Annotated in this window: 19 protein-coding genes and 1 tRNA gene; 12 read left to right on the top strand and 8 right to left on the bottom strand. The window is 66.5% G+C overall.

Features of this window, described 5'->3' with window-relative positions; translation table 11 throughout:
- Positions 1 to 22: 22 nt before the first annotated feature.
- Both RGI145_RS08625 and RGI145_RS08630 read right to left on the bottom strand, forming a co-directional pair.
- Positions 23 to 1,486, bottom strand: a complete 1,464-nt coding sequence (locus RGI145_RS08625; RefSeq protein WP_075798032.1) for a glycosyltransferase family 39 protein — start codon at positions 1,484 to 1,486, stop codon at positions 23 to 25.
- Between the two features lie 10 nt (positions 1,487 to 1,496).
- Positions 1,497 to 2,588, bottom strand: a complete 1,092-nt coding sequence (locus RGI145_RS08630) for a glycosyltransferase (RefSeq protein ID WP_075798033.1) — start codon at positions 2,586 to 2,588, stop codon at positions 1,497 to 1,499.
- A gap of 208 nt (positions 2,589 to 2,796) precedes the next feature.
- On the opposite strand from RGI145_RS08630, the gene ugpB reads away from it, so the two are divergent.
- From ugpB to RGI145_RS25000, 12 genes are all read left to right on the top strand, one after another.
- Positions 2,797 to 4,167: a sn-glycerol-3-phosphate ABC transporter substrate-binding protein UgpB gene (gene ugpB / locus RGI145_RS08635; protein ID WP_156878478.1), complete on the top strand. Its 1,371-nt coding sequence runs from the start codon at positions 2,797 to 2,799 to the stop codon at positions 4,165 to 4,167.
- Positions 4,168 to 4,170: 3 nt separating this feature from the next.
- Complete coding sequence (ugpA, locus tag RGI145_RS08640) at positions 4,171 to 5,052, top strand: sn-glycerol-3-phosphate ABC transporter permease UgpA (RefSeq protein WP_075798034.1); 882 nt, start codon at positions 4,171 to 4,173, stop codon at positions 5,050 to 5,052.
- Positions 5,052 to 5,921, top strand: coding sequence for a sn-glycerol-3-phosphate ABC transporter permease UgpE (gene ugpE / locus RGI145_RS08645; RefSeq protein WP_027281012.1), 870 nt, complete (start codon positions 5,052 to 5,054; stop codon positions 5,919 to 5,921). The genes ugpA and ugpE overlap by 1 nt, the downstream gene beginning before the upstream one ends.
- A 5-nt stretch (positions 5,922 to 5,926) precedes the next feature.
- Positions 5,927 to 6,997, top strand: coding sequence for a sn-glycerol-3-phosphate ABC transporter ATP-binding protein UgpC (ugpC, locus tag RGI145_RS08650; protein ID WP_075798035.1), 1,071 nt, complete (start codon positions 5,927 to 5,929; stop codon positions 6,995 to 6,997).
- A 264-nt stretch (positions 6,998 to 7,261) separates the two neighbouring features.
- Positions 7,262 to 8,599 (top strand): tyrosine-type recombinase/integrase, encoded by a 1,338-nt coding sequence (locus RGI145_RS08655; RefSeq protein ID WP_167668255.1) that lies wholly within the window; start codon positions 7,262 to 7,264, stop codon positions 8,597 to 8,599.
- Positions 8,596 to 9,261 (top strand): hypothetical protein, encoded by a 666-nt coding sequence (locus RGI145_RS08660; protein WP_075798037.1) that lies wholly within the window; start codon positions 8,596 to 8,598, stop codon positions 9,259 to 9,261. The genes RGI145_RS08655 and RGI145_RS08660 overlap by 4 nt, the downstream gene beginning before the upstream one ends.
- 102 nt (positions 9,262 to 9,363) lie before the next feature.
- Positions 9,364 to 9,633 (top strand): hypothetical protein, encoded by a 270-nt coding sequence (locus RGI145_RS08665; RefSeq protein WP_075798038.1) that lies wholly within the window; start codon positions 9,364 to 9,366, stop codon positions 9,631 to 9,633.
- 134 nt (positions 9,634 to 9,767) lie between these two features.
- Positions 9,768 to 9,995, top strand: a complete 228-nt coding sequence (locus RGI145_RS24990; RefSeq protein ID WP_156878479.1) for a hypothetical protein — start codon at positions 9,768 to 9,770, stop codon at positions 9,993 to 9,995.
- Positions 9,988 to 10,980, top strand: coding sequence for a hypothetical protein (locus RGI145_RS08670; RefSeq protein WP_075798039.1), 993 nt, complete (start codon positions 9,988 to 9,990; stop codon positions 10,978 to 10,980). Before RGI145_RS24990 ends, RGI145_RS08670 begins: the two co-directional genes overlap by 8 nt.
- A 266-nt stretch (positions 10,981 to 11,246) precedes the next feature.
- Complete coding sequence (locus RGI145_RS24995; RefSeq protein WP_208863950.1) at positions 11,247 to 11,486, top strand: helix-turn-helix transcriptional regulator; 240 nt, start codon at positions 11,247 to 11,249, stop codon at positions 11,484 to 11,486.
- A gap of 5 nt (positions 11,487 to 11,491) precedes the next feature.
- Positions 11,492 to 13,495, top strand: coding sequence for a DUF927 domain-containing protein (locus tag RGI145_RS08680; RefSeq protein ID WP_075798040.1), 2,004 nt, complete (start codon positions 11,492 to 11,494; stop codon positions 13,493 to 13,495).
- A gap of 785 nt (positions 13,496 to 14,280) precedes the next feature.
- Positions 14,281 to 14,757, top strand: a complete 477-nt coding sequence (locus tag RGI145_RS25000) for a DUF5681 domain-containing protein (protein ID WP_156878480.1) — start codon at positions 14,281 to 14,283, stop codon at positions 14,755 to 14,757.
- An 82-nt stretch (positions 14,758 to 14,839) separates the two neighbouring features.
- Here the strand turns inward: RGI145_RS25000 and RGI145_RS25005 are convergent, their stop codons facing one another.
- The 6 genes from RGI145_RS25005 to ssb form a co-directional block, all read right to left on the bottom strand.
- Positions 14,840 to 15,316, bottom strand: a complete 477-nt coding sequence (locus RGI145_RS25005; protein ID WP_156878481.1) for a hypothetical protein — start codon at positions 15,314 to 15,316, stop codon at positions 14,840 to 14,842.
- Positions 15,317 to 15,617: 301 nt separating this feature from the next.
- Positions 15,618 to 15,693: transfer RNA gene (locus tag RGI145_RS08690), tRNA-Lys, on the bottom strand.
- 119 nt (positions 15,694 to 15,812) lie between these two features.
- On the bottom strand, positions 15,813 to 16,337 hold the full coding sequence (locus tag RGI145_RS08695; protein WP_075798042.1) for a peptidylprolyl isomerase: 525 nt from the start codon (positions 16,335 to 16,337) through the stop codon (positions 15,813 to 15,815).
- 60 nt (positions 16,338 to 16,397) lie between these two features.
- The gene (coaD, locus tag RGI145_RS08700; RefSeq protein WP_075798043.1) at positions 16,398 to 16,925 is read right to left on the bottom strand and encodes a pantetheine-phosphate adenylyltransferase; all 528 of its coding nucleotides are present in this window, start codon (positions 16,923 to 16,925) and stop codon (positions 16,398 to 16,400) included.
- A complete protein-coding gene (gyrA, locus tag RGI145_RS08705) occupies positions 16,918 to 19,599 on the bottom strand; it encodes a DNA gyrase subunit A (RefSeq protein WP_237183280.1) in 2,682 nt (893 codons plus the stop codon). The genes coaD and gyrA overlap by 8 nt, the downstream gene beginning before the upstream one ends.
- A gap of 137 nt (positions 19,600 to 19,736) precedes the next feature.
- On the bottom strand, positions 19,737 to 20,315 hold the full coding sequence (ssb, locus tag RGI145_RS08710) for a single-stranded DNA-binding protein (protein WP_075798044.1): 579 nt from the start codon (positions 20,313 to 20,315) through the stop codon (positions 19,737 to 19,739).
- Positions 20,316 to 20,640: the final 325 nt, after the last annotated feature.

The raw sequence follows: 20,640 nt of genomic DNA on the forward strand, positions 1-20,640 counted from the left end.
GGCCGCCTCACGGCGCCCGCCGTCAGCGGGCGCGTGGCAGCAGGGCCGTGGATGCCTCCGGTGCGGGCGTAACGGCGTAGAGGCGATACAGATCCGCCTCCACCCCGCTCCGCGCGCGGGCGATCAGTCCAGGCAGTTCCCTTGCCCCGGGCCAGAGCGGCGGCCCGTCGCCGCGGCGCGTGCTGCGGATCAGCAGCCCCTTGCCCGTCACCGGCCCTCCCGGCAGGGAGAAGAGGTCCCAGCGATCCCCGATCGCCACCACCGGCACGCCGGGCGGCAGACGCAGCGCGAGCTGGCTCGCCAGCCCGTATTCCTCCGAGGCGACGAAATCCGCCCCCTCGGCGACCCGGGCCTGTTCCACCGCGGCGGCGAAGCGGTCCCAGCCACCGAGCCGGGCCAGGGTGGGGTCGGTGCGGCGTGGCAGATGGAACGGCGCATAGGCGGCCTGGATCAGCACCAGCCCGGAAAGCAGGACGCCGATCGCCAGGGCCGGGCGGACCAGCCGCTGCCAGAACCCGGCGAGGCAGGCCGCGGCCAGGCAGGCGGAGGGGTAGAGGATGGCCGGCCAGTTGCCCTGGACCCGGCTGCCCGTGGCCTGCCAGAAGAAGACCAGCGCGGCCGGCACGGTGAGCGCCACGAGCAGCCCGGCACCGCTGTCCCGCCGCCGGACCCAGGCGCCGGCCACCATGGCGGTGCCAGCCACGCAGAGCAGGAAGATCAGCGGCGTGGCAAGCCCTGCCTGACCGCCGATCAGCTCGCCCAGGTAGCGGACGGTGAAGCCCCCTTCGCGCAGCCCGGCTCGCCCGCCCTGCTTGGCGAAGGAGGCCCAGCCGTGCTGGGCGTTCCAGAACAGCACCGGGGAGAAGACCAGGATGGCCAGGACCCCGCCCGCCCAGAGCCGCCAGTCGCGCAGCCAGGCCCGCGCCTTCGCGTCCAGCAGCAGCCAGACCAGCAGGCCGACACCCAGGAAGGCGGCGGTGTATTTCGACAGCAGCGCCGCCCCGGCGAAGAGGCCCACCGCCAGCCACCAGCGCCCGTCCCCGCGCACATGGGCCTCGGCGACCGCCCAGAGGGCCAGGCACCAGAAGACGATCTGCGGCGTGTCCGGCGTCATCAGCACGGCGCCCGCATTCACCAGCAGCGTGGCGTTGAACAGGGAGGCCGCCATCACCCCGGGGCGCCGGTCGGGAAACAGGAGGTTGCCTGCCCGCGCCAGGGCCAGCGAGGCCAGCAGCAGCCCGACGGGCCCCAGCAGCCGGATGCCGAGCGGCGTGTCACCCAGCAGCAGCGTTCCCGCCCGGATCCAGAAGGCGACCATCGGCGGATGGTCGTAGTAGCCGGGTGCGAGCGCCCGGGACCAGACCCAGTAATAGGCCTCGTCCGGCGAGACCGGCACGGCGGCCGCCGCGATCAGCCGGGCCAGGGTGATGGCCGCCAGGGCCAGCAGCGGCGTCAGCAGGGATTGCGTGCGGAGGGACTGCATCATCGGCCTTTCCTCAGCGCGCGCGCCAGACCAGGGTCGAGGAGACGGCATAGTTCCAGACGGCGGTGATCAGCGCCCCGGCGGCGCCGGCGAGGCCCCAGCCCAGCGTCTCCTCCCGCACCAGCAGCCGGGCGATGCCGACATTGGCCGCCGCCCCGATGCCGCAGACCAAGTAGAAGAGCACCAACCCCCGCCAGAGGGCCGGCCCCTTCAGCCGCACGTCGCGATAGGTCACGCGGTTGTTCAACAGGAAATTGGCCGTCATGGCGGCGAAGGTGGCGATCCATTGCGAGGTGGCGAAGCCGAGATGGCCCATCCCCACCGCGCCCCAGAGCACCAGTAGGTGGACGGCGATGCCGATCAGTCCGACGGCGGCGAAGCTGAAGAAGCGCCAGGGCAGCGCCCCGCCCAGCGCTTTGTCCAGCAGCAGGCCGAGGAATTCCATCAGCACCGTGGCGTCGAGCTTGGATTCCCCTGCCTCCCGCGGGCGGAAGCGATAGGGCACCTCCTTCACCCGGAGGGGGCGACCGGCGGAAAGCAGCAGATCGAGCAGGATCTTGAAGCCCCGCGCCGAGAGCCGTGGCGCGATCTCCTCGAACAGAGACCGTGGCAGCAGGAAGAAGCCGCTCATCGGGTCGCTCACCGAGGTGGGCAGGACCGAGCCGGCCATGCGTGCCCCGGCCTCGCTGATCCGGGCGCGCAGCGGGGAAAAGCCGCTATCCTTCTCGCCCCCCTCCACGTTGCGGGAACCGATCGCCACCTCCGCCTCGCCGCCCTTCACGGCGGCCAGCATCAGCGGCAGCCGCGTCTCGTCATGTTGCAGGTCGCCGTCGATGACCGCCACATAGGGGGCGGAGGAGGACAGGATGCCTTCCACGCAGGCCGAGGCCAGGCCGCGCCGGCCGATGCGGCGGATGCAGCGCACCCGGGCGTCCTCCGCCGCAATGGACTTCACCAGCGGTGCCGTGCCGTCCGGGCTGTTGTCGTCCACATAGACCGCCTCCCAGGCGATCCCGTCCAGCGCGGCCTCCAGGCGGCGCAGCATCGGCCGTACATTGGCGGCCTCGTTGTAGCAGGGGATGATGACGGAGAGTTCGGCGGGCACGCCGGCGGCTTAGCCCCGCTGTGTCTCCGGCGGAAGTGCGCTCTGCGTCCGGCAGGGCCGCGATGCCCCCGGGACCGCCGACACAGGCTTCGGTGCGGCAGCGGATCGAGCCGTCATGCGCCCTTCATGGAACTGTCATTTATCTGTAGCATGCCCGCAACAAGCACCGGCGAAAGACCGGCCGCTCACACAAAGGGAGAACGTGATCATGCGGCGTCGTTCCGTTGCCGCCGGCGCCTTGGCGCTGGCTTCCGCTCCGCTGGCCTTGGGCCTGCTCGGCCGTCCCGCCCTGGCACAGGGCACCGGCAACCGCACCGAACTCCAGTTCTGGCACGGGCTGACCCAGCCGCTGGGCGGGATGCTGGAGCAGATCGCCGCCGACTTCTCCGAGTCGCAGGACAAGTTCCGGATCAATGCCAGCTTCCGGGGCAGCTATCCGGACACCATGGTGGCGGCCATCGCCGCCTTCCGCGCCGGCACCGCGCCGCATATCGTGCAGATGTTCGAGGTCGGCACCGGCACGATGATCAATGCCGGCCGCGCGATCGTGCCGCTGCACGAGCTCGCCTCGCAGACCAAGGTCGATCTCGGGACCGCGGACTACCTCGCCGCCATCAAGGGCTATTACAGCCTGCCGGACGGGCGGCTGATGTCCCTGCCCTTCAACAGTTCGACCTCGATCGTCTTCTACAACAAGGACGCCTTCCGCAAGGCGGGGCTGGACCCGTCGAAGTTCCCGGCAACATGGCCGGAGGTCGCCGAGGCGATGCGCAAGCTGAAGGCGGCGGGCTTCTCCTCGCCCATGACCACCTCCTGGCCCACCTGGCTGAACATCGAGCAGGTGAGCGCCATCCACAACATCCCGCTGGCCACCAGGGCGAACGGCTTCGAGGGACTGGATGCCGAGCTTCGCATCCACAACCCGCTGCTGGTGAAGCACCTGGGCAACCTCGTGGAGTGGCAGAAGGAAGGCCTCTACCGCTACGGCGGCCGTGACTCGGCGGCGGATGCGCTCTTCCCGTCGGGCGAGTGTCCGATCGTCATGGCCTCCTCCGGCCTGCGGGCCCGCACCGTGAAGGAAGCGAAGTTCGAATGGGGCGCGGCGATGCTGCCCTACTACCCCGAAGTGAAGGGCGCGCCGATCAACAGCATCATCGGCGGCGCCAGCCTCTGGGTGATGCAGGGCGGACCCCGGGCGCAGCGCTCGGCGGCGGAGCTCCAGGGCATCGCCGAGTTCTTCCGCTATCTTGGCCGGCAGGACATCGCCGCGAAGTGGCACCAGGATACGGGCTACCTCCCCGTCTCCATGGGCGCCTACAAGGCGACGAAGGAATCCGGATTCTACGAGAAGAACCCCGGCGCCGACGTGCCGGTGGAGCAGCTCCTGCGCGGCGGCGGCAACACCACGGAGAACAGCCGCGGCATCCGCCTCGGCGGCTTCCCGGAGATCCGCAACATCATCCAGGAGGAGATGGAGCGGGCGCTGCAGGGCAACCAGAGCGCCGACCAGGCCCTGGCCAATGCGCAGACGCGTGGCAACCAGGTCCTTCGCAACTTCGAGCGCACCAACAAAGGCTGACCGATGAGCGAGAAGGTCGCCTTTCGCGGCACGGCGCTGCCGCTGCTGCTGCTTCTGCCACAGCTCGCGATCACGGCGATCTTCTTCTACTGGCCCGCGCTCCAGGCGGTGATCCAGTCCACGCTGCGGGAGGACGCCTTCGGCCTCTCCAGCGAATTCGTCGGGCTGGAGAATTTCCGCGACGTCCTGTCCGACCCGAACTGGCTCCACGCCGCCTGGAACACGGCGATCTTCTCCTCCTCGGTGGCCATCCTGGCCCTTTCGGTGGCGCTGTTCCTCGCGGTGCAGGCGGACAAGAAGCTCCGCGCCGCCAGCATCTACCGCACCCTGCTGATCTGGCCCTATGCCGTGGCCCCGGCCGTGGCGGCGGTGCTCTGGCTCTTCCTGTTCCACCCGCAGATCGGGCTGATCGGCCGCGCGCTCAACAATGCCGGCCTCGCCTGGGACTACCGGCTCAACGGCACCCAGGCGATGGTGCTGGTGGTGATCGCCTCGGCCTGGAAGCAGGTCGCCTACAACTTCATCTTCTTCCTGGCCGGGCTGCAATCCATCCCGCAGAGCGTGCTGGAGGCGGCCGCCATCGACGGCGCCCGTCCGGTGCGGCGCTTCTGGACAGTGGTCTTCCCCCTGCTCTCCCCCACCATCTTCTTCCTGGTGGTGGTGAACCTCACCTATGCCTTCTTCGAGACCTTCGGCGTCATCCATGCGCTGACCCAGGGCGGCCCCGCCCGGGCGACGGAGACGCTGATCTACAAGGCCTGGATGGACGGCGTGCAGAACCTGAACCTCGGCACCTCCTCGGCCCAGAGCGTGATCCTGATGGTGATGGTGGTGGGGCTGACCGCCTTCCAGTTCCGCTTCATCGACCGCAAGGTGCATTACTGATGGCCGATGCCGCCACCGCGACACGCCACCGGCAGGCGCGTTCGAAGCTGCTGGCCCATGCGCTGCTGATCCTGGGCGTCCTCATCTTCGCCTTTCCGATCTGGATCGCGCTGATGGGCTCCACCCACGATGCTTCCACCCTGGGGCGCGGCGAGGTGCCGCTGCTGCCGGGGCCGGACGCGGTCGAGAACTACGTCACCGCCTGGACGCAGGGCGGCGGCCGCATGCGCACCACGCCCGCCTGGGTGATGCTATGGAACAGCGCGCTGATGGCGCTGATCATCGCGGTCGGCAAGATCACGATCTCCATGCTCAGCGCCTTCGCCGTGGTGTTCTTCCGCTTCCCCTTCCGGATGACCTGCTTCTGGCTGATCTTCATCACGCTGATGCTCCCGGTCGAGGTGCGGCTGATCCCGACCTTCCAGGTCATGGTGGACCTGCGCCTGACCGACACGATGACCGGGCTCACCCTGCCGCTGATCGCCTCCGCCACGGCGACGCTGCTGTTCCGCCAGTTCTTCCTGACCATTCCGGACGAGCTGGCCGAGGCGGCGCGGCTCGACGGCGCCGGGCCGCTGCGCTTCCTGCGCGACGTGGTGCTGCCGCTCTCGCGCAACTCGATCGCGGCGCTCTTCGTGATCCTCTTCATCTATGGCTGGAACCAGTATCTCTGGCCGCTGCTGATCGTGACCGACCGGTCGCTGGAGACCATCGTGGTCGGCCTTTCCAAGACCATCGGCAACGGCGATTCCCAGAACGAGTGGAACACCATCATGGCCATGGCGGTGCTGGCGCTGCTGCCCCCCGTCGCGGTGGTGGTGGCGATGCAGCGCTGGTTCGTGCGCGGCCTGACCGAGACGGAGAAGTAAGCCCTTTGGCGACCCTGAAGCTGGACGAGGTCCGCAAGTCCTTCGGCAAGACGCAAGTGCTGCACGGCATCGAGCTCGATGTCGCGGATGGCGAGATGGTGGTGCTGGTCGGCGCCTCGGGCTGCGGCAAATCCACGCTGCTGCGGATCACCGCGGGGCTGGAGACGCCGACATCCGGCAAGGTGCTGATCGCCGGGCGCGACGTGACACCGCTGGAGCCGGCCGATCGCGACATTGCCATGGTGTTCCAGAACTACGCGCTCTACCCGCATATGACGGTGGCGCAGAACATGGCCTATGGGCTGAAGATCCGCCGCCTGCCGCGCCCGGAGATCGACCGGCGGGTGCGCGAGGCCGCCGAGATCCTGGGCCTGGGCGCTCTGCTGGACCGGCGCCCGCGCCAGCTTTCCGGCGGCCAGCGCCAGCGCGTCGCCATGGGCCGCGCCATCGTGCGGGAGCCGGCGCTGTTCCTGTTCGACGAGCCGCTCTCCAACCTCGACGCCAAGCTGCGCGTGCAGATGCGGGCCGAGATCAGGCGGTTGCAGCGGCGCCTGGGCGTGACCTCGATCTTCGTGACTCACGACCAGGTGGAGGCCATGACCCTGGGCGACCGGCTGGTGGTGATGCACCAGGGCCGCGCGGCGCAGGTCGCCTCCCCCATGGAAGTCTGGGCGAAGCCGGCCGACACCTATGTCGCGAGCTTCATCGGCAGCCCCTCGATGAACTTCCTTCCGGCCACGCTGCTGGAAGGCGGTGTTGGCGCGAAACTGGCTTCGGGGCAGGAGATCCGTTTCGCGGACGGGCCACGCCCCGGTGCGGCGGGAATGCCCCTGACGCTGGGGCTGCGGCCCGAGCATGTGCTGGTCGGAGAGGCGCCGGATGCCCTGCCCCTCACCGTCGATCTCGTGGAACCGCTGGGCTCCGAGACGGTGGTGCATGGCAGGCTGCCGGATGGCGTGCCGCTCACCGTCCGAGTGAACGGTCCCTTCGCGGGAAGCAGCCTGACGGCGCTCCTCGACCCAAGGGAGCTACATGTCTTCGATGGCGGGACCGGGCAGCGGCTGGAGGCCGCCTGAAGGCAGGGCCAGGCCGGGAAAAATTGGAGTGCGCCCGCTGGGGCTCGAACCCAGGACCCCAAGATTAAAAGACACCGAAGCGGGCTTTTCGCTAGACCCCGCAGACCCCCGCTAAGATACACTAAGTCTCTGAATTAGTCCGTATATCTGATCTTTCGGCCTCCGCAGCGGTCCGCTTGCATTCGCTACATTCCGCGCTAAATGTCCGGGCAGTGTCCGGGCAGATGGGGTTTGCTGGCGATGCGGAAGCTCTCGGAAGGGCCGGTGAAGATCACCAAGGCGACGGTCTCGGCGGCGTGGAAGCGGCGCGAGCCAGGGGTGCGGCTGACGATCCGGGATGAGGCATGCCGGGGGCTGGCCCTGGTGGTGAACCCGAACGGTATGGCCTGGATGTTCGGCTACCGCCCGCGCGGCATGGACCCGCTGACGGGCAAGCGCCCGGCCATGCGGGAAATCAGCCTCGGCACCCCCGAGGGCCTGTCACCGGAAGACGCCAGGACCGCCGCCGGGCGGCACAAGAGCGGGGTGAAGTCGGGAGAGGACCCGGCAGCCCAGCGCCGGGCCGCCAGGGACAAGGCTGCCAGGGAGCGGGCGACCACGATTGAACGCCTGATGGATGCCTACGCGGCCACGCTGCCGAAGCGGGGCAAGATGCGCGGCAGTGGAACCCTCTCCCCGGCCGTGGCGAAGGCGGAGGAACAGCAAGTCCGCGCCGCCGTTGCAACCATGAAGGCCGAGCGGATGCCGGTGGCCGAACTCGGCGCCAGCGAAATCCGGCTTCTCCTGGGCGCGGAGGCCAAGCGCCCGGCAACCGCCCGCCACCGTTTCGGCGCCCTCTCCCGCTTTCTCGATTGGTGCCAGGAAGAAGGGCATATCGCGCTCAATCCGTGTCTCGCGATTGCCAAGAACCGGAAGCCACGCCCGCTGAGAGCCAGGACGCATCATCTGGCGCCGAAGCAGTTGGCGCAGCTATGGCGCGCGGCGCAGGACGCCTGCGACAATCCGGGAGCGGAGGCCGAGCTTCGCCTTGAGCCGGTCCAACGCGACCTGATCCGCCTCATGATCGCTGTCCCGTGCCGTCGCGGCGAGGCGGCTTACCTCGAATGGTCGCATATCAACCTGAAAGACGGGCTTTGGACCATGCCCGGTCGCCTGACGAAGAACGGCGACCCGCATTGCGTTCCGCTGCCAGCGCTGGCGCTCGACATGCTGACCGAGCGGCATGCGGCAGCCGGGGAGCCAAGTGACGGGCTGGTGTTCCCTAGCCCGAAGTCCGGCAAGCCGATTGCGACATGGAGCGACATGAAGAAGGCCATGGATGCCGCGTCGGGCCTCACGGGCTGGCGCTGGCATGACTTTCGACGCTCATTCGTGACAGCGCTGGCGGAGAACGGCGTTGCCGAAGCAGTCGCGGATGCCCTGTTGAACCACCGTCAGAGCGCGACGCGCGGTGGCGTGCTTGGCGTCTATCAGCAAGCGCGGCGGATGCCGGAACGGATCGTGGCCATGCGTCGGTGGAGCGAAATTCTAAGCGCGAGCATCAACGGCGACGATGCGAAGCCAGGCAAGGTTGTGGGCATGGATAGGAGGGCTGTGGCGTGAGCGCCGGGAGCGACGGGAGCGGCGACAGCGGGGGGAGTATCTTCCTCCCTGACGGGATTGATCCCGAGGCACTTGCTGACACCGTACGAGAGCACGCGGAGGCGCGCGCTCGCGCCCAACATGCTGCCGTCCTCCTGGGCGCAGCCGATGAAATGCGGCGCAAGCTTGAGATGGTCGCGGGCGCGACTGAGGGAGGGCTGTTGGCGATCAACGCACTTAGCGCGGCCAGGGACATGGCCAGGGCTGCGCTGCTTGCGGCGGGGTGTGATCTGGCGCGCGCGGAGGAATTGATGGCGCCGATTGAACGTATTGTCTGGAACATGTGGGACGCGCAGGCGCGGGGGGCGGGGGAGACTGGACGCCCCCCTTTGTCATGGGCCGTGGCCACAAGGCGGGCTGCGCTCGCCGCTGCCATGGAATTGCTCGTGCAAAACAGCAGGCCGGAAGATGACGCCGCCAAGCAGGTTGCCGAATGGGCGGATGGCGATGCGGTGTTTGATGGCAGGGGAAGGGACAAGGCGGCCGCGCTCGTGGACCGGTGGCGCAGGGACGCGAGGGGAGAGGGCAAGAATTCGCACGCACGGCTTAGCGAACCGTTCTGGAAGTTTGTGGCGTTCGGCAAGAAGCACGGCGCCGAATTTATAGTCAGGCACTACCTCTAACCACTCCTTGGGGAAAAGTCGGAATACCCTCGATATTTTCCGACCAACAACCTCGCCAATCTCTAGCCCAGCGGGGCACAGCGCCCCTAAGCGGAGGCAGAGATGGGAGCATATCCCAAGGCGTTTGAACCGGACCTTTCCACCCTTCCGGCGGTGGTGGACCGCAGGGGCGGCGCGGATATCGTCACCCGGTATTTCTTCCCGGTATCGCCCCGGACGTTGGAGCGCTGGCCGCTCGCCGGGCGTCGGGTGAATGGAAAGCTGGTCTTCGCGACGGCTGACCTGATCGCGCATGCACGCGCCGTTCTGGCCGCCGCGCCAGCCATCCGAGGCGGGCATTCACACGCCAACCAGAGCCAGCAAGCCGCCTAAAGAGAAACGGCCACGCTCTGGCAAAGCGCGGCCGTTCCGGATCGGTGTTCGATAGGTATTCTCTGGCTCGAAAGAGATAGGGCCGTTCCGGACGGAGTGCAATGCTCAGGCGTGGCGCAAGAGGGAGCGCCAGCATGTCTTATGGCAAGGGCCATAACAGGCCACCAAAGCAGCCGCAGATGAAGCCGCCGATTGTGGCGTGCAATCTCTACCCCAAGAGGCGTGAACGCGACGGCGCGGGGTACCTCGCCGGGCGGCTAGGCGGCATGCGCGTGATGATCATGCCCAAGCTCGACGGCGACGAAGGCGAGCATTCGCATGTGTTGATGTTGGCGGAAATCGCGGAACGCGGCGATGGATGAGGCCGCAGACAATCCGCTTGGGCTGACCGTCATCACCACACGCGGCCCGCGCCTCGCGAAAACCTATGATGCCGCAACCGGCGAATGGACGGCCTATGACAAGGCCCGCACGGTTAACCTGCGCGAAGTTGTCATGGATGGGCTGCCCAAGTTAGCCGCCCTGCTGCAACGACTGAGCGGGCAGCCACGCCGGGCGATTGTCCGGGGCGCGATTGCCGATCCTGCCCGCGTGGAAGGCGTGCGGCGCCTGCTGCACCCCGACACACGAACAGGCGAGGCGGCAACCCTGCGCGACGCTTGCCGGGCATGGGTGGCGCTGGACCTAGACGGGCTGCCAGCGCCCGCCGGTCTGGACCCAAGCGACCTTGAAGCCTGCGGGGTGGCTGCCAGGGCCGCCCTGCCACGGGCCTTTCACGGGGCCGCTTGCGTGGTCAACGCCACCGCAGGGCATGGCGTGAAGCCAGGGCTCAGGCTGCGCCTGTGGTTCCTGCTGGACCGCCCCCTGACCGGCGCGGAGGCCAAGCGCTGGCTGGCGGGGCGAGGCGGGCTCGACGTGTCCACCCTGAACCCGGCCCAGGTGATCTACACAGCCGCCCCCGTCTTCCAGGGCATGCGCGACCCCCTGCCCTGCCGCGTGGCGCTCTTGGGCGGGCACGAGAGGGTCCAGCCCCCGCCGCCGGAAGCTCTTCTGGCGCCGAGGCCCCGTCCCGAGCCGAGACTGCTCCCCAAGGGACGTGTAGGGGATGCCCTGGCCGAGATGCAGCGGCGCGAGGCGGCCCGGCGGATCATCACGGCCCCCGAAGGCCGTCGGCACGCTGCGGCGGTGGGCGCTGCCGCCGGGCTGGCGGGGCTCGTGAGGCACGGGCGGCTCACGGAAGCCGAGGCCACACGGGACATTGAAGAGGCCCTGAGCCGCGCCACGGGGCGCCAGGGTGAGGGCGCGCGGATCATGTCCTGGGCGCTGCGCAGCGGAGCGGGGGCATGATCTGCTGCGAAAGCCCCGCCTATCTGCGGCAAATCGGGGTATCCCGGACCATATACCGGAATGGCCGCCGCCGGGCCATCCCACGGGCGTTCGCCAGTCCTGCCGCATGGACAATCCCGCCGCCGGGGACAACGGGCGCTCGCGTGTTCCCGAGCCGCATCGGGGAAAAGGGGCCGCCGACCTTACCGGGCGCCGCCGCACCCTGCCGCATGGGTGGCTGTTGCCGCGCTGGCTCAACGCGCGCTCCCCACAAACGCGAGTTTTTCATGATGGAACTCACTGACACCCCCCTTGTGCCCATGCTGCTGCGCGAGGCGCAGGTGGCCGAATTGCTCGGCCTTTCGAGGGATGGACTGCGCCGCCTACGAATTCGCGGCAGCGGGCCGCCGTATATCCGGCTCGGCGACCTGAAAGTGGCTTATCGCCGCGAAGATATAGAGGCTTGGCTCAATAGCCGGACCTTTCGCGACTACGCCAGCGAACTTGCCGAAAGCGCGGAGTCATAAGGGCCATGGATAGGTTTGACTCTGGCATGAACGCCCCCCGCGACGATGACGAATTCAGCGGCGAGGGGAGCAGGGAGCTCAAGGCGACGCGCGAGGATATCGTGGCTGCGGCTGGCGAAATCGCCAAAATGCCCATGCACGAGCGCGATAGCGACATCCGCGAAATGGCGGGAAGAATCGGCGTCCCCCAGAAGGCTATCCGCGAGGAAGTTGAGCGCATCGTTAAAGGAAATACTCAGCGGAGGCGAAAGGAAGTCCACGACAAACAGAAGGACAACCTCGTTAAGTTTCCGCTCGGCTATGAGATGCGGGATGATGGGCTGTACGAGATTTCAGACAGCGAAGGCTCCGATATCAAGCTTTGCGGGCCGTTCAAAGTCCGTGGAAGTGCGCGGGATGGTGATGGCGGGGGCTGGTCAACTCTAATCGAATTCATCGACCCGGACGAAAAGGAAAAATCCTTCCTTGTGACGCCTGAGCTAACTTTGAGCGGTTCAGGGAAGCTTGAGCCGCGCTTGGCGGCCGAAGGACTAGAACTCGCTGGGCAATGGACGCACGCCAAGTTGAGGGATGTACTGTCGCGGGTTGAGTGTGAAGCCCGGTTACGCTTGGTCCCTGGCCCCGGCTGGCACGGCAATGCCTTCATGATGCCGGGCGGCACCACAGTCGGTGGCGGCGACGAGAAACTGTACCTTGATCAGCGCCTCAGAAGCGCAGACGGCTTTACCGCGTCCGGATCACTGGAAGACTGGAAGAACGGCGTTGCCAAACTGATACCGGGGAATTCGCTCGGCATATTCTTCATGTCGGCCGCGTTCGCTGGACCGCTGCTTCGCCCTTTAGAAATGCACGGCGGCGGATTCCACATCTATGGGCAGTCTCAATCAGGCAAGACAACGGCTCTACAGCTAGCAGCGAGCGTGTGGGGGAAGCCTGAGAACGGGCTTGGGCTGCATTCGTGGAACGCAACGCAGAATGGGCTTGAGCATCGGTTCCAAACGGCTAATGACACGCTGCTCTGTCTTGACGAATTGCAGGAGACGGGGCGCACCAATATCGCTGACGCCGTGTACATGGCCGCAAACGGCAGTGGGAAAGGACGGCTCAATAGCGACGCCAGCGCAAGGGAGACACGTAAATGGCGTGCGCTATTCCTGTCCACCGGGGAGATGAGCCTTGAAGACAAAGCGCGCGCGCAAGGCGGTGGAGGGCTTCATGCCGGTGCGGATACACGCTGTCCATCAATTCCAATTCCGGATGGGGGTTGCTTCCAGGGGGTCGGAGCCGACGAGGCTCGAAGCACCCTGGCTGGGGTGGTGAGTTGCTCCAACGCAAACCACGGCGTCGCTGGGTTGGCGTGGATCAAATATCTAGCTGAAAACGTCGAGAACCCTGACTTCATTGAAGGGCTGCGCAGGGGAGTTTCCCGAATTCGCGGTGAACTTGCTCCTAAAGGCGCTGACAATCAGGTTGTGACTGTAGCCGAGCGTTTTGCCATTGTTGCCGTGGCTGGTGAAGAAGCGATCAAGGCAGAGATACTTCCGTGGCCGCCGGGGACCGCCGAGGCTGCGGTGATGGCTGCATTCGGCTGCTGGCTTGCTGATCGTGGCGGGGCTGGCAGCAAGGAAGAGTTGCAACACGCTGATTACGTCAAAGGGGAATTGCTGCGCCTGCACTGCTTGGGGTTCCGTGAAATCACCAGCGACGGAACGCCGGGGGGCGAGAGGATAGGTGAAATGTTTGGTTTCAGGCGGGTGGTGGACGGGATGACCGAATACCTAGTTGCCGCTGCGCGGTGGCCGGTTTTCTGCGGTGGGGTCAATGGATCGCCAATGGCCGTTGCAAAATCTTGCCTCAAAGCCGGTATTCTTATGAAGGGCGACGGGAAGAACCTTACCAAAAAGCATCGCGTCGCTGGGTTTGGCAATGCCCGATACCACACCATCCGCCTCGGAAACCACATCGAGCCGGACGAGCAATTCGAACCCAGCGAAACCATTACGCCTTGAACCCGGCTGAAATCACGGCCTGGGCGGAGAGGACTTCAATCACCCTCTCCATTCAAGTCAAAGCTGTTGTGGTCAAGCCCGCGAATGGTCCAATTCCATGCGGGGCAGCCAACGACACCACCGATCACGACGAAGCCGAGGCCAGGGCGATGGCGGAACACTACGCCGCCCCGCCTGAAAGCGCGTGGGACAATACCCCCACTCCGGAGGAACATCGGCGGCGAATCGAGGCGCTTCTGCGCTCGGCTGGCGGGGCTTGGGAGCCGCCGGAAGGATACCAGCGAGCTTGACCCGACTTCGCGGTCGGAACCCCCGCAGCCGCCCGCCTAGTCACGCCCGATCACGCTGGCCCACGCAAGAGGGGTCTTTGTAAGATATTGACTTTGCTTTGTTCCGACGTTCCGACCATTTTCGTGCGAAGGACACCTATATTCTAAATACACACACGGATCGGGCGCGACGACAGTGTGTGTGGCGCTATATATATCTCTCTATCTCTTAAAAGGTCGGAACAGTCGGAACACTCTCAAAAAACAATGTAAGTCCTAGGGTTTTTGCGTTCCGACTTGCTAAAAAGGTAAGTCGGATTAAGTCGGAACGTCGGAACACAGCGCACTTGCCGCTCCGCCCCGCTAGGACGCTTGCCAGGGCCTTTCCTCCCGTCCGGGCATATTCTCCCCCCGGACGCCTCCGGAGGCCGCTTCTGGCCCATCCTGGCGCCTCGGGAAAAGCCGCGCATATAAACAGGGCTGACCATGCACCCCGCTCTATAAACGGACGCGAAAATGATGATCGAGAATGACTCTCAGAACGCCGCTGAGAATTCAGCCCCGCCGAAGCAAAACCCCCCGCACATGTTCCAGCCCGGCCAAAGCGGCAATCCGGGCGGTAAGCCGAAGGGCGCCGACAGGATCGCGCGCCGTGCAATCAATAAAATCCTGCAAGAAGGATCAGTTGATGTGGCCAAGCGGGTTGTTGCCGCCGCTCAGTCCGGCGATATGCGCGCCGCTGAAATCGTGATGAAGCGCATCATGCCTGAACGGAGGGGCGCTGTTGTGGAATTCGAGATGCCGAAGCTCGAAACCGTTGACGATGCGGTTGAGGCGATGGCGCGGATTTCGGCGGGGGTCACGAACGGAGAGCTTACCACTGCCGAGGCGGCCGATTTGGCGGGGGTCGTTGAGACGTGGCGGAAGACGCTTGAGACGGCTGATATCGCAAGGCGGCTCGAAGCCCTGGAAGCGTCCCGAACGGTGAATTGAGGCAGCGGCAGGCCTCTTATAAAGGCTTAGCTGCAATTAGCATTTGCATTACCGCCGGGTGTCAAGATCACTTAGGTCAGCCCTAGAAGGGTGTCCAGTTGGGGTTAAGACACATATCTGAATTCTGCTTTAGCCCCTTATAGCGTTGATCATCCAGCTTTTGCTTCATGCAGGTCAAATCATCCTCGCATGGCGCAGTCAGTTGAGAAAATAGTTTTTTCAGCAACGCTGCATCGGATTGTCCTGCACGAACTGCTGGAAGTGCTTGATTGGCAAAACCAGGAACGGAGGACTGACGCGTCATAAGGTAGCGCTGTAATCTCTGACGCGATGCGGACCATCCCTCATATAGCTGTCTTTGTCCGTCATTTATGGCTTTGCACCATTCGGGGGCATCATCTGAGCAATCAAATAGCTTCGTCGGTGTATCATTTAGCACTGCAATAGCGAAGCCCGCGCAGTAGGAGGCTCGCAAATCTGTATCGCTAAGCTGGGATTGTGCATGGCTTGATAAAGTACACAACAGGAGCGCCACGCTTACAGCGACAGCCTTCCACATGAATGATGCTCTCTCGGCCATATGGCTGCCGGACCATAAGTACTGATCTTCGCTGCTGATAGCCTCAACATACGTGGCCAGCATGAAACCAAAGGAGAGGTACCACGCGTCGGCGGGCCGCGAAGCCTATGCGGAGGGGCTACCCTGCCGGAAAGGACACGGGCGCGACGGGAGGATGCAAGACAGGCAGTGCACCGCCCTGGGGGCCGGAATGTCCGGGCAGTGTCCGGGCGTTTCTCAGAAAACGGAAGGTTCGGTCCCCGCTATCTCATCATAAATATTTGATTTTGATGAGTATTTTTGGTGCGCCCGCTGGGGCTCGAACCCAGGACCCCAAGATTAAAAGTCTCGTGCTCTACCGACTGAGCTACAGGCGCCCAAGAAGGGTCGGCCGGACGGATAGCACAGGCTCCGCGTCTCGCGAAGAGCGCGGAGCCTGTGTCCGGCGCGGAAAGAAGGGCGAGGCCGTGGTGGCCCCGCCCGTCAGCAGGCCGGCTTACTGGCCTTCCGGCACATCTGCCGAGACGCGCAGGCGGATCAGCTTGTCGGGCTCCCGCACCATGCCGCTGGAGCCGCTGCCGCGCTTGATCTTGTCCACGACCTCCATGCCGGAGATCACGCGGCCCCAGATCGTGTACTGGCCGTCCAGGCTGGCGGCCGGGGCGAACATGATGAAGAACTGGCTGTTCGCGCTGTTCGGGTCCTGGGTCCGGGCCATGCCGCAGGTGCCGCGGATGAAGCGCGCCTTGGCCGGCGGGCTGAACTCGGCCGGCAGGTTCGGCAGGGGGCTGCCGCCCGTGCCGGTGCCGGTGGGGTCGCCGCCCTGGGCCATGAAGCCCTCGATGACCCGGTGGAACGGCGTACCGTCATAGAAGCCCTGGCGCGCCAGGGTCTTGATCCGCTCCACATGCTTCGGGGCCAGGTCGGGGCGCAGCTCGATCACCACGCGCCCATCCTTGAGGTCCATCAGCAGGATGTTCTCGCGGTCGGCGGGCGCCGCGGCTTCGGTACTCTCGCTCATCAAGGATCCTCCGGCGATCAACGTCGTGGCGGTCAGCAGAGTGCGTCGCCGCATCTGGAACTACTCTCCCGTGGCATTCCGCACGCGGGCCAGCGTGCGTTCGAGCGTCAGGGCGGGAACGAAAGACGAGACATCCCCCCCCAGCCGCGCAATTTCCTTCACGAAACGCGAGGAAATGAACTGGTTGCGCTCGCTGGCCATCAGAAACACCGTCTCGATGCCATTGTCCAGCCGGTGGTTCATGCCCGCCATCTGGAACTCGTAGTCGAAATCCGACACCGCCCGCAGGCCGCGCACGATCATCCCGGCGCCGACCTCGCGCGCGAAGCCGATCAGCAGGCTGTCGAAGGGGCGCACGTCGATCGGCGTGCCGGTCCGGTCGGTCACCGCCCGCATCTCCGCCTGGACAAGCTCGACGCGCTCCTCCAGCGGGAAGAGCGGCCCCTTTCCCACATTGACGGCGACGCCAATGACCAGCCGGTCCACCAGGCGCGCCGCCCGGCTGATGACGTCCAGGTGGCCGTTGGTGACCGGGTCGAAGGTCCCCGGATAGAGGCCGATCCGCTCGGCGCGGGCGGCCCTAGCCATCCTCCCCCTCCCCGTCATCCACCACGGGGAAGCAGGATGTCACGCGTTCGTTATCGTCCAGGCGCAACATGGTGACGCCCATGGATGTCCTCCCTGTGACACGCACCTGATCCACCGGCAGGCGGATCAGCCGGCCATTGTCGGTGACGAGCATGACATCATCGCCCGGCTTGGCGGGGAAGGTCGCCACGACCTCGCGCCCCGTGCGCTTGCTCAGGCTGATATTGGCGATCCCCTGCCCGGCCCGGCCGGAGACGCGGTACTCATAGGCGGAGGAACGCTTGCCGAAGCCCTGGTCGGTCACGACCAGCAGCAGCTCCTCGGCCGCCTCCAGCTCGGCGAAGCGCTCGGCGGAGAGCGCGACCTCCTCGCCATCCTCCATCGGCTCATCTGCCTCCACGGGCGCCTCCAGGGAGGCGGCCTCCTCGGCCCCCTCCTCCGTCTCGGCACCGTTGCGGCGCCGGGCAGCGGCGGCCTTCAGATAGGCGGCGCGCTCGGCACTGTCCGCCTCGACATGGCGCAGCACGGAGAGCGCGATCACCCCGTCGCCATCCGCCAGCCTGATGCCACGCACGCCGGTGCTGTCGCGCCCGGCGAAGACGCGCAGCGTGTCCGTCTCGGCCACGAAGCGGATGCAGCGGCCGTTGCGGGTCGCCAGCATCACGTCGTCGCCCTCGCGGCAGGTCTGCACGCCGATCAGGCTGTCACCTTCGTCCAGCTTCATGGCGATCAGGCCGGAGGAGCGGACATTGCGGAAATCCGACAGCCGGTTGCGGCGGACATTCCCGCTGGCCGTGGCGAAGACGAGGTGCAGGTTCTCCCACAGCCCCTCATCCTGCGGCAGCGGCAGCACCGCCGTCACCTGCTCGTCCTGCTGCAACTGCAGGAGCTGGCGCAGCGAGCGGCCGCGCGCCGTCGGGCTGGCGAGCGGCAGCTTCCAGACCTTCTCGCGGAAGGCCATGCCCCGGCTGGTGAAGAACAGCACCCACTGGTGCGTGTGCGCGTTGAAGGAACGCACCACCACGTCGTCCTCGCGCGTCCCGGCGGCGGAACGCCCGCGCCCGCCGCGGTTCTGCGCGCGGAAGCTCTCCAGCGTGGTGCGCTTGACATAGCCGTCGCGGGTCATGGTCACGACCATGAGACCCGGCTCGATCAGGCTCTCGTCGTCCTGGTCCAGCACGCCATCGACGATCTCGGTGACGCGCGGCGTGGCGATCTGGGCGCGGACCTCGGCGAGTTCCTGCGACATCAGCTCCAGCCGGCGCACATGGCTGGCCAGGATGTCCAGCAGCTCTCGGATCCGGCCGCCGACCTCGTCCAGCTCGGCGATGATCTTCTCGCGCTCCAGGCCGGTCAGGCGCTGGAGGCGCAGCTCCAGGATGCCCCGTGCCTGCGTTTCCGTCAGGTGGACCGTGTCGTCGATCACGACATTGCCGCTGTCATCCACCAGCGCCAGCAGCGCGCCGACATCGCCCGCCGGCCAGGCGCGCGCCATCAGCGCCTCGCGCGCCGTGTTGGCGTCGGGGCTCTGGCGGATCAGGCGGATCACTTCGTCGATATTGGCGACGGCGATCGCCAGGCCGATCAGCAGGTGGCCGCGCTCGCGCGCCTTGTTCAGGCGGTGGCGCGAGCGGCGGAGGATCACCTCCTCGCGGAAGTCGATGAAGGCCCGCAGCGCGTCCTTCAGCCCCATCTGCCGCGGTCGGCCCTTGTCCAGCGCCAGGATGTTCGCAGCGAAGGAGATCTGCAGCTGCGTGAAGCGGTAGAGCTGGTTCAGCACCACCTCCGGCGTCGCCTCGCGCCGCAGCTCGATCACGATGCGCATGCCAGAGCGGTCGCTCTCGTCGCGCAGGTCGGAAATGCCTTCCACCTGCTTGGAGCGGACCAGCTCCGCGATGCGCTCCAACAGCGTGGTCTTGTTGACCTGGTAGGGGATCTCCGTGACCACGATGGCATTGCGGTTGCCGCGCAGTTCCTCGATCGCGGTGCGGGCGCGCAGCGGGATGCCGCCCTTGCCGGTCTCATAGGCGGAGCGGATGCCGGCGCGGCCCAGGATCAGCCCGCCGGTCGGGAAGTCCGGCCCGGGGACGATCCGGATCAGCTCCTCCAGCGAGATATCCGGCTCGCGGATCATCGCCAGCGTGGCGTCGATGATCTCGCCCGCATTGTGCGTCGGGATGTTCGTCGCCATGCCGACGGCGATGCCGTTGGCGCCGTTGACCAGCAGGTTCGGGAAGGCCGCCGGGAGCACACGCGGCTCCTGGGCACTCTCGTCGTAGTTCGGCTGGAAATCGACCGTGTCCTCGTCGATCCCGGCCAGCAGCGCGGCGGCGGACTTCGCCAGCCGCGCTTCGGTGTAACGCATCGCCGCCGGCGGATCGCCGTCGATGGAGCCGAAATTGCCCTGGCCGTCGATCAGCGGCAGCCGCATCGAGAAGGGCTGCGCCATGCGGACCATGGCGTCATAGATCGCCGCGTCGCCATGCGGGTGATAGACACCCATCACGTCACCGACCACGCGGGCCGACTTACGGTGCGGCTTGTCGGGCGTGTAGCCCGCCTCGTGCATGGCGAAGAGGATGCGCCGGTGCACGGGCTTCAGCCCGTCCCGCGCATCCGGCAGGGCGCGCGAGACGATCACGCTCATCGCATAGTCGAGGTAGGAGCGGCGCATCTCCTCCTCGAGCGCGACGGGCGTCCCGCTCAGCGGAATGCCCGCGCCATTCTCATCCCCGCCGTTGCCGGCGCCGTCCTCGGTCTCGCTCACGCTGTCATCCTAGAAAAGTCTCGGGCCGGAAATCGGGTCGGGCCTCAGAACGGGATATCGTCGTCCAGGTCGCCCTTGGGCGCATCCCAGCCGCCACCACCGCCGCCGCCGCGCGACGGTGAGCGGCTGCCGGAACCGCCGCCCGGGGAACTGCCCCCCTGGGAGCCACTGCCGAAGCCGCCACGGTCGCCGCCGCCGGAGCGGCCACCACCCCCGAAGCCACCGCCACCGCCACCGGAATAGCCGCCGCCCTCACCACCCTCGCCGCCGCCGGCGCGGCCGCCGATCATGGTCAGCTCGCCGCCGAAGTTCCGCAGCACGATCTCGGTGGTGTAACGGTCCTGGCCGTCCTTGTCCTGCCACTTCCGGGTCTCGAGCTTGCCCTCGATATAGACCGTGGAGCCCTTGCGCAGGTACTTCTCGGCCACCTCGCCCAGGCGCTCGTTGAAGATCGCCACGGAGTGCCACTCGGTCCGCTCCTGGCGGTTCCCCTCGCGGTCCTTGAAGGTCTCGCTGGTGGCGATGCGCAGGTTCACCACCTTGCCACCGTTCTGGAAGTTGCGGACCTCGGGGTCGCGCCCCAGATTGCCCACCAGGATCACCTTGTTGACGCTGCCGGCCATTCATCCACCTCTTGCCTGGCATCGGGCCTCTCCATCGCCCCGGCCAGGGGACGGGTGGGACAGGACACCGGGCCGACTCGTATCGCCCCGTGCGGCACGGCCGACAGGGTCGGGCGAACTTACCCAAGGGAAGCCGCGCTCGCCACCCCCAGGGGAATTTCGCCCGGAAAGCGGGCGGAGGCGCCCTGCGGCGACCCCCACCCACGGCGTGGATATGGTATCACGGTTGCAAGAACACAATGTGAACTGACCGGCAAACCCTGCCATAATCCGCCGCTCACAGCATGTTCCGCGGGAACCTTCAGGGACCCATCCGCTTTGCCCG

This window comes from Roseomonas gilardii, from assembly GCF_001941945.1.
GTDB lineage: Bacteria > Pseudomonadota > Alphaproteobacteria > Acetobacterales > Acetobacteraceae > Roseomonas.

Bases quoted from the DNA above. Each gene is read 5' to 3' on its own strand.
- RGI145_RS08670 (WP_075798039.1), top strand. From the start codon at position 9,988: ATGGATGAGGCCGCAGACAATCCGCTTGGGCTGACCGTCATCACCACA.
- ssb (WP_075798044.1), bottom strand. From the start codon at position 20,315: ATGGCCGGCAGCGTCAACAAGGTGATCCTGGTGGGCAATCTGGGGCGC.
- RGI145_RS08695 (WP_075798042.1), bottom strand. From the start codon at position 16,337: ATGAGCGAGAGTACCGAAGCCGCGGCGCCCGCCGACCGCGAGAACATC.
- RGI145_RS24990 (WP_156878479.1), top strand. From the start codon at position 9,768: ATGTCTTATGGCAAGGGCCATAACAGGCCACCAAAGCAGCCGCAGATG.
- gyrA (WP_237183280.1), bottom strand. From the start codon at position 19,599: ATGCGCCGCTCCTACCTCGACTATGCGATGAGCGTGATCGTCTCGCGC.
- RGI145_RS24995 (WP_208863950.1), top strand. From the start codon at position 11,247: ATGATGGAACTCACTGACACCCCCCTTGTGCCCATGCTGCTGCGCGAG.
- RGI145_RS08665 (WP_075798038.1), top strand. From the start codon at position 9,364: ATGGGAGCATATCCCAAGGCGTTTGAACCGGACCTTTCCACCCTTCCG.
- ugpE (WP_027281012.1), top strand. From the start codon at position 5,052: ATGGCCGATGCCGCCACCGCGACACGCCACCGGCAGGCGCGTTCGAAG.
- coaD (WP_075798043.1), bottom strand. From the start codon at position 16,925: ATGGCTAGGGCCGCCCGCGCCGAGCGGATCGGCCTCTATCCGGGGACC.
- ugpB (WP_156878478.1), top strand. From the start codon at position 2,797: ATGCGGCGTCGTTCCGTTGCCGCCGGCGCCTTGGCGCTGGCTTCCGCT.
- RGI145_RS25005 (WP_156878481.1), bottom strand. From the start codon at position 15,316: ATGTGGAAGGCTGTCGCTGTAAGCGTGGCGCTCCTGTTGTGTACTTTA.
- RGI145_RS08680 (WP_075798040.1), top strand. From the start codon at position 11,492: ATGGATAGGTTTGACTCTGGCATGAACGCCCCCCGCGACGATGACGAA.
- ugpA (WP_075798034.1), top strand. From the start codon at position 4,171: ATGAGCGAGAAGGTCGCCTTTCGCGGCACGGCGCTGCCGCTGCTGCTG.
- RGI145_RS25000 (WP_156878480.1), top strand. From the start codon at position 14,281: ATGATGATCGAGAATGACTCTCAGAACGCCGCTGAGAATTCAGCCCCG.
- RGI145_RS08625 (WP_075798032.1), bottom strand. From the start codon at position 1,486: ATGATGCAGTCCCTCCGCACGCAATCCCTGCTGACGCCGCTGCTGGCC.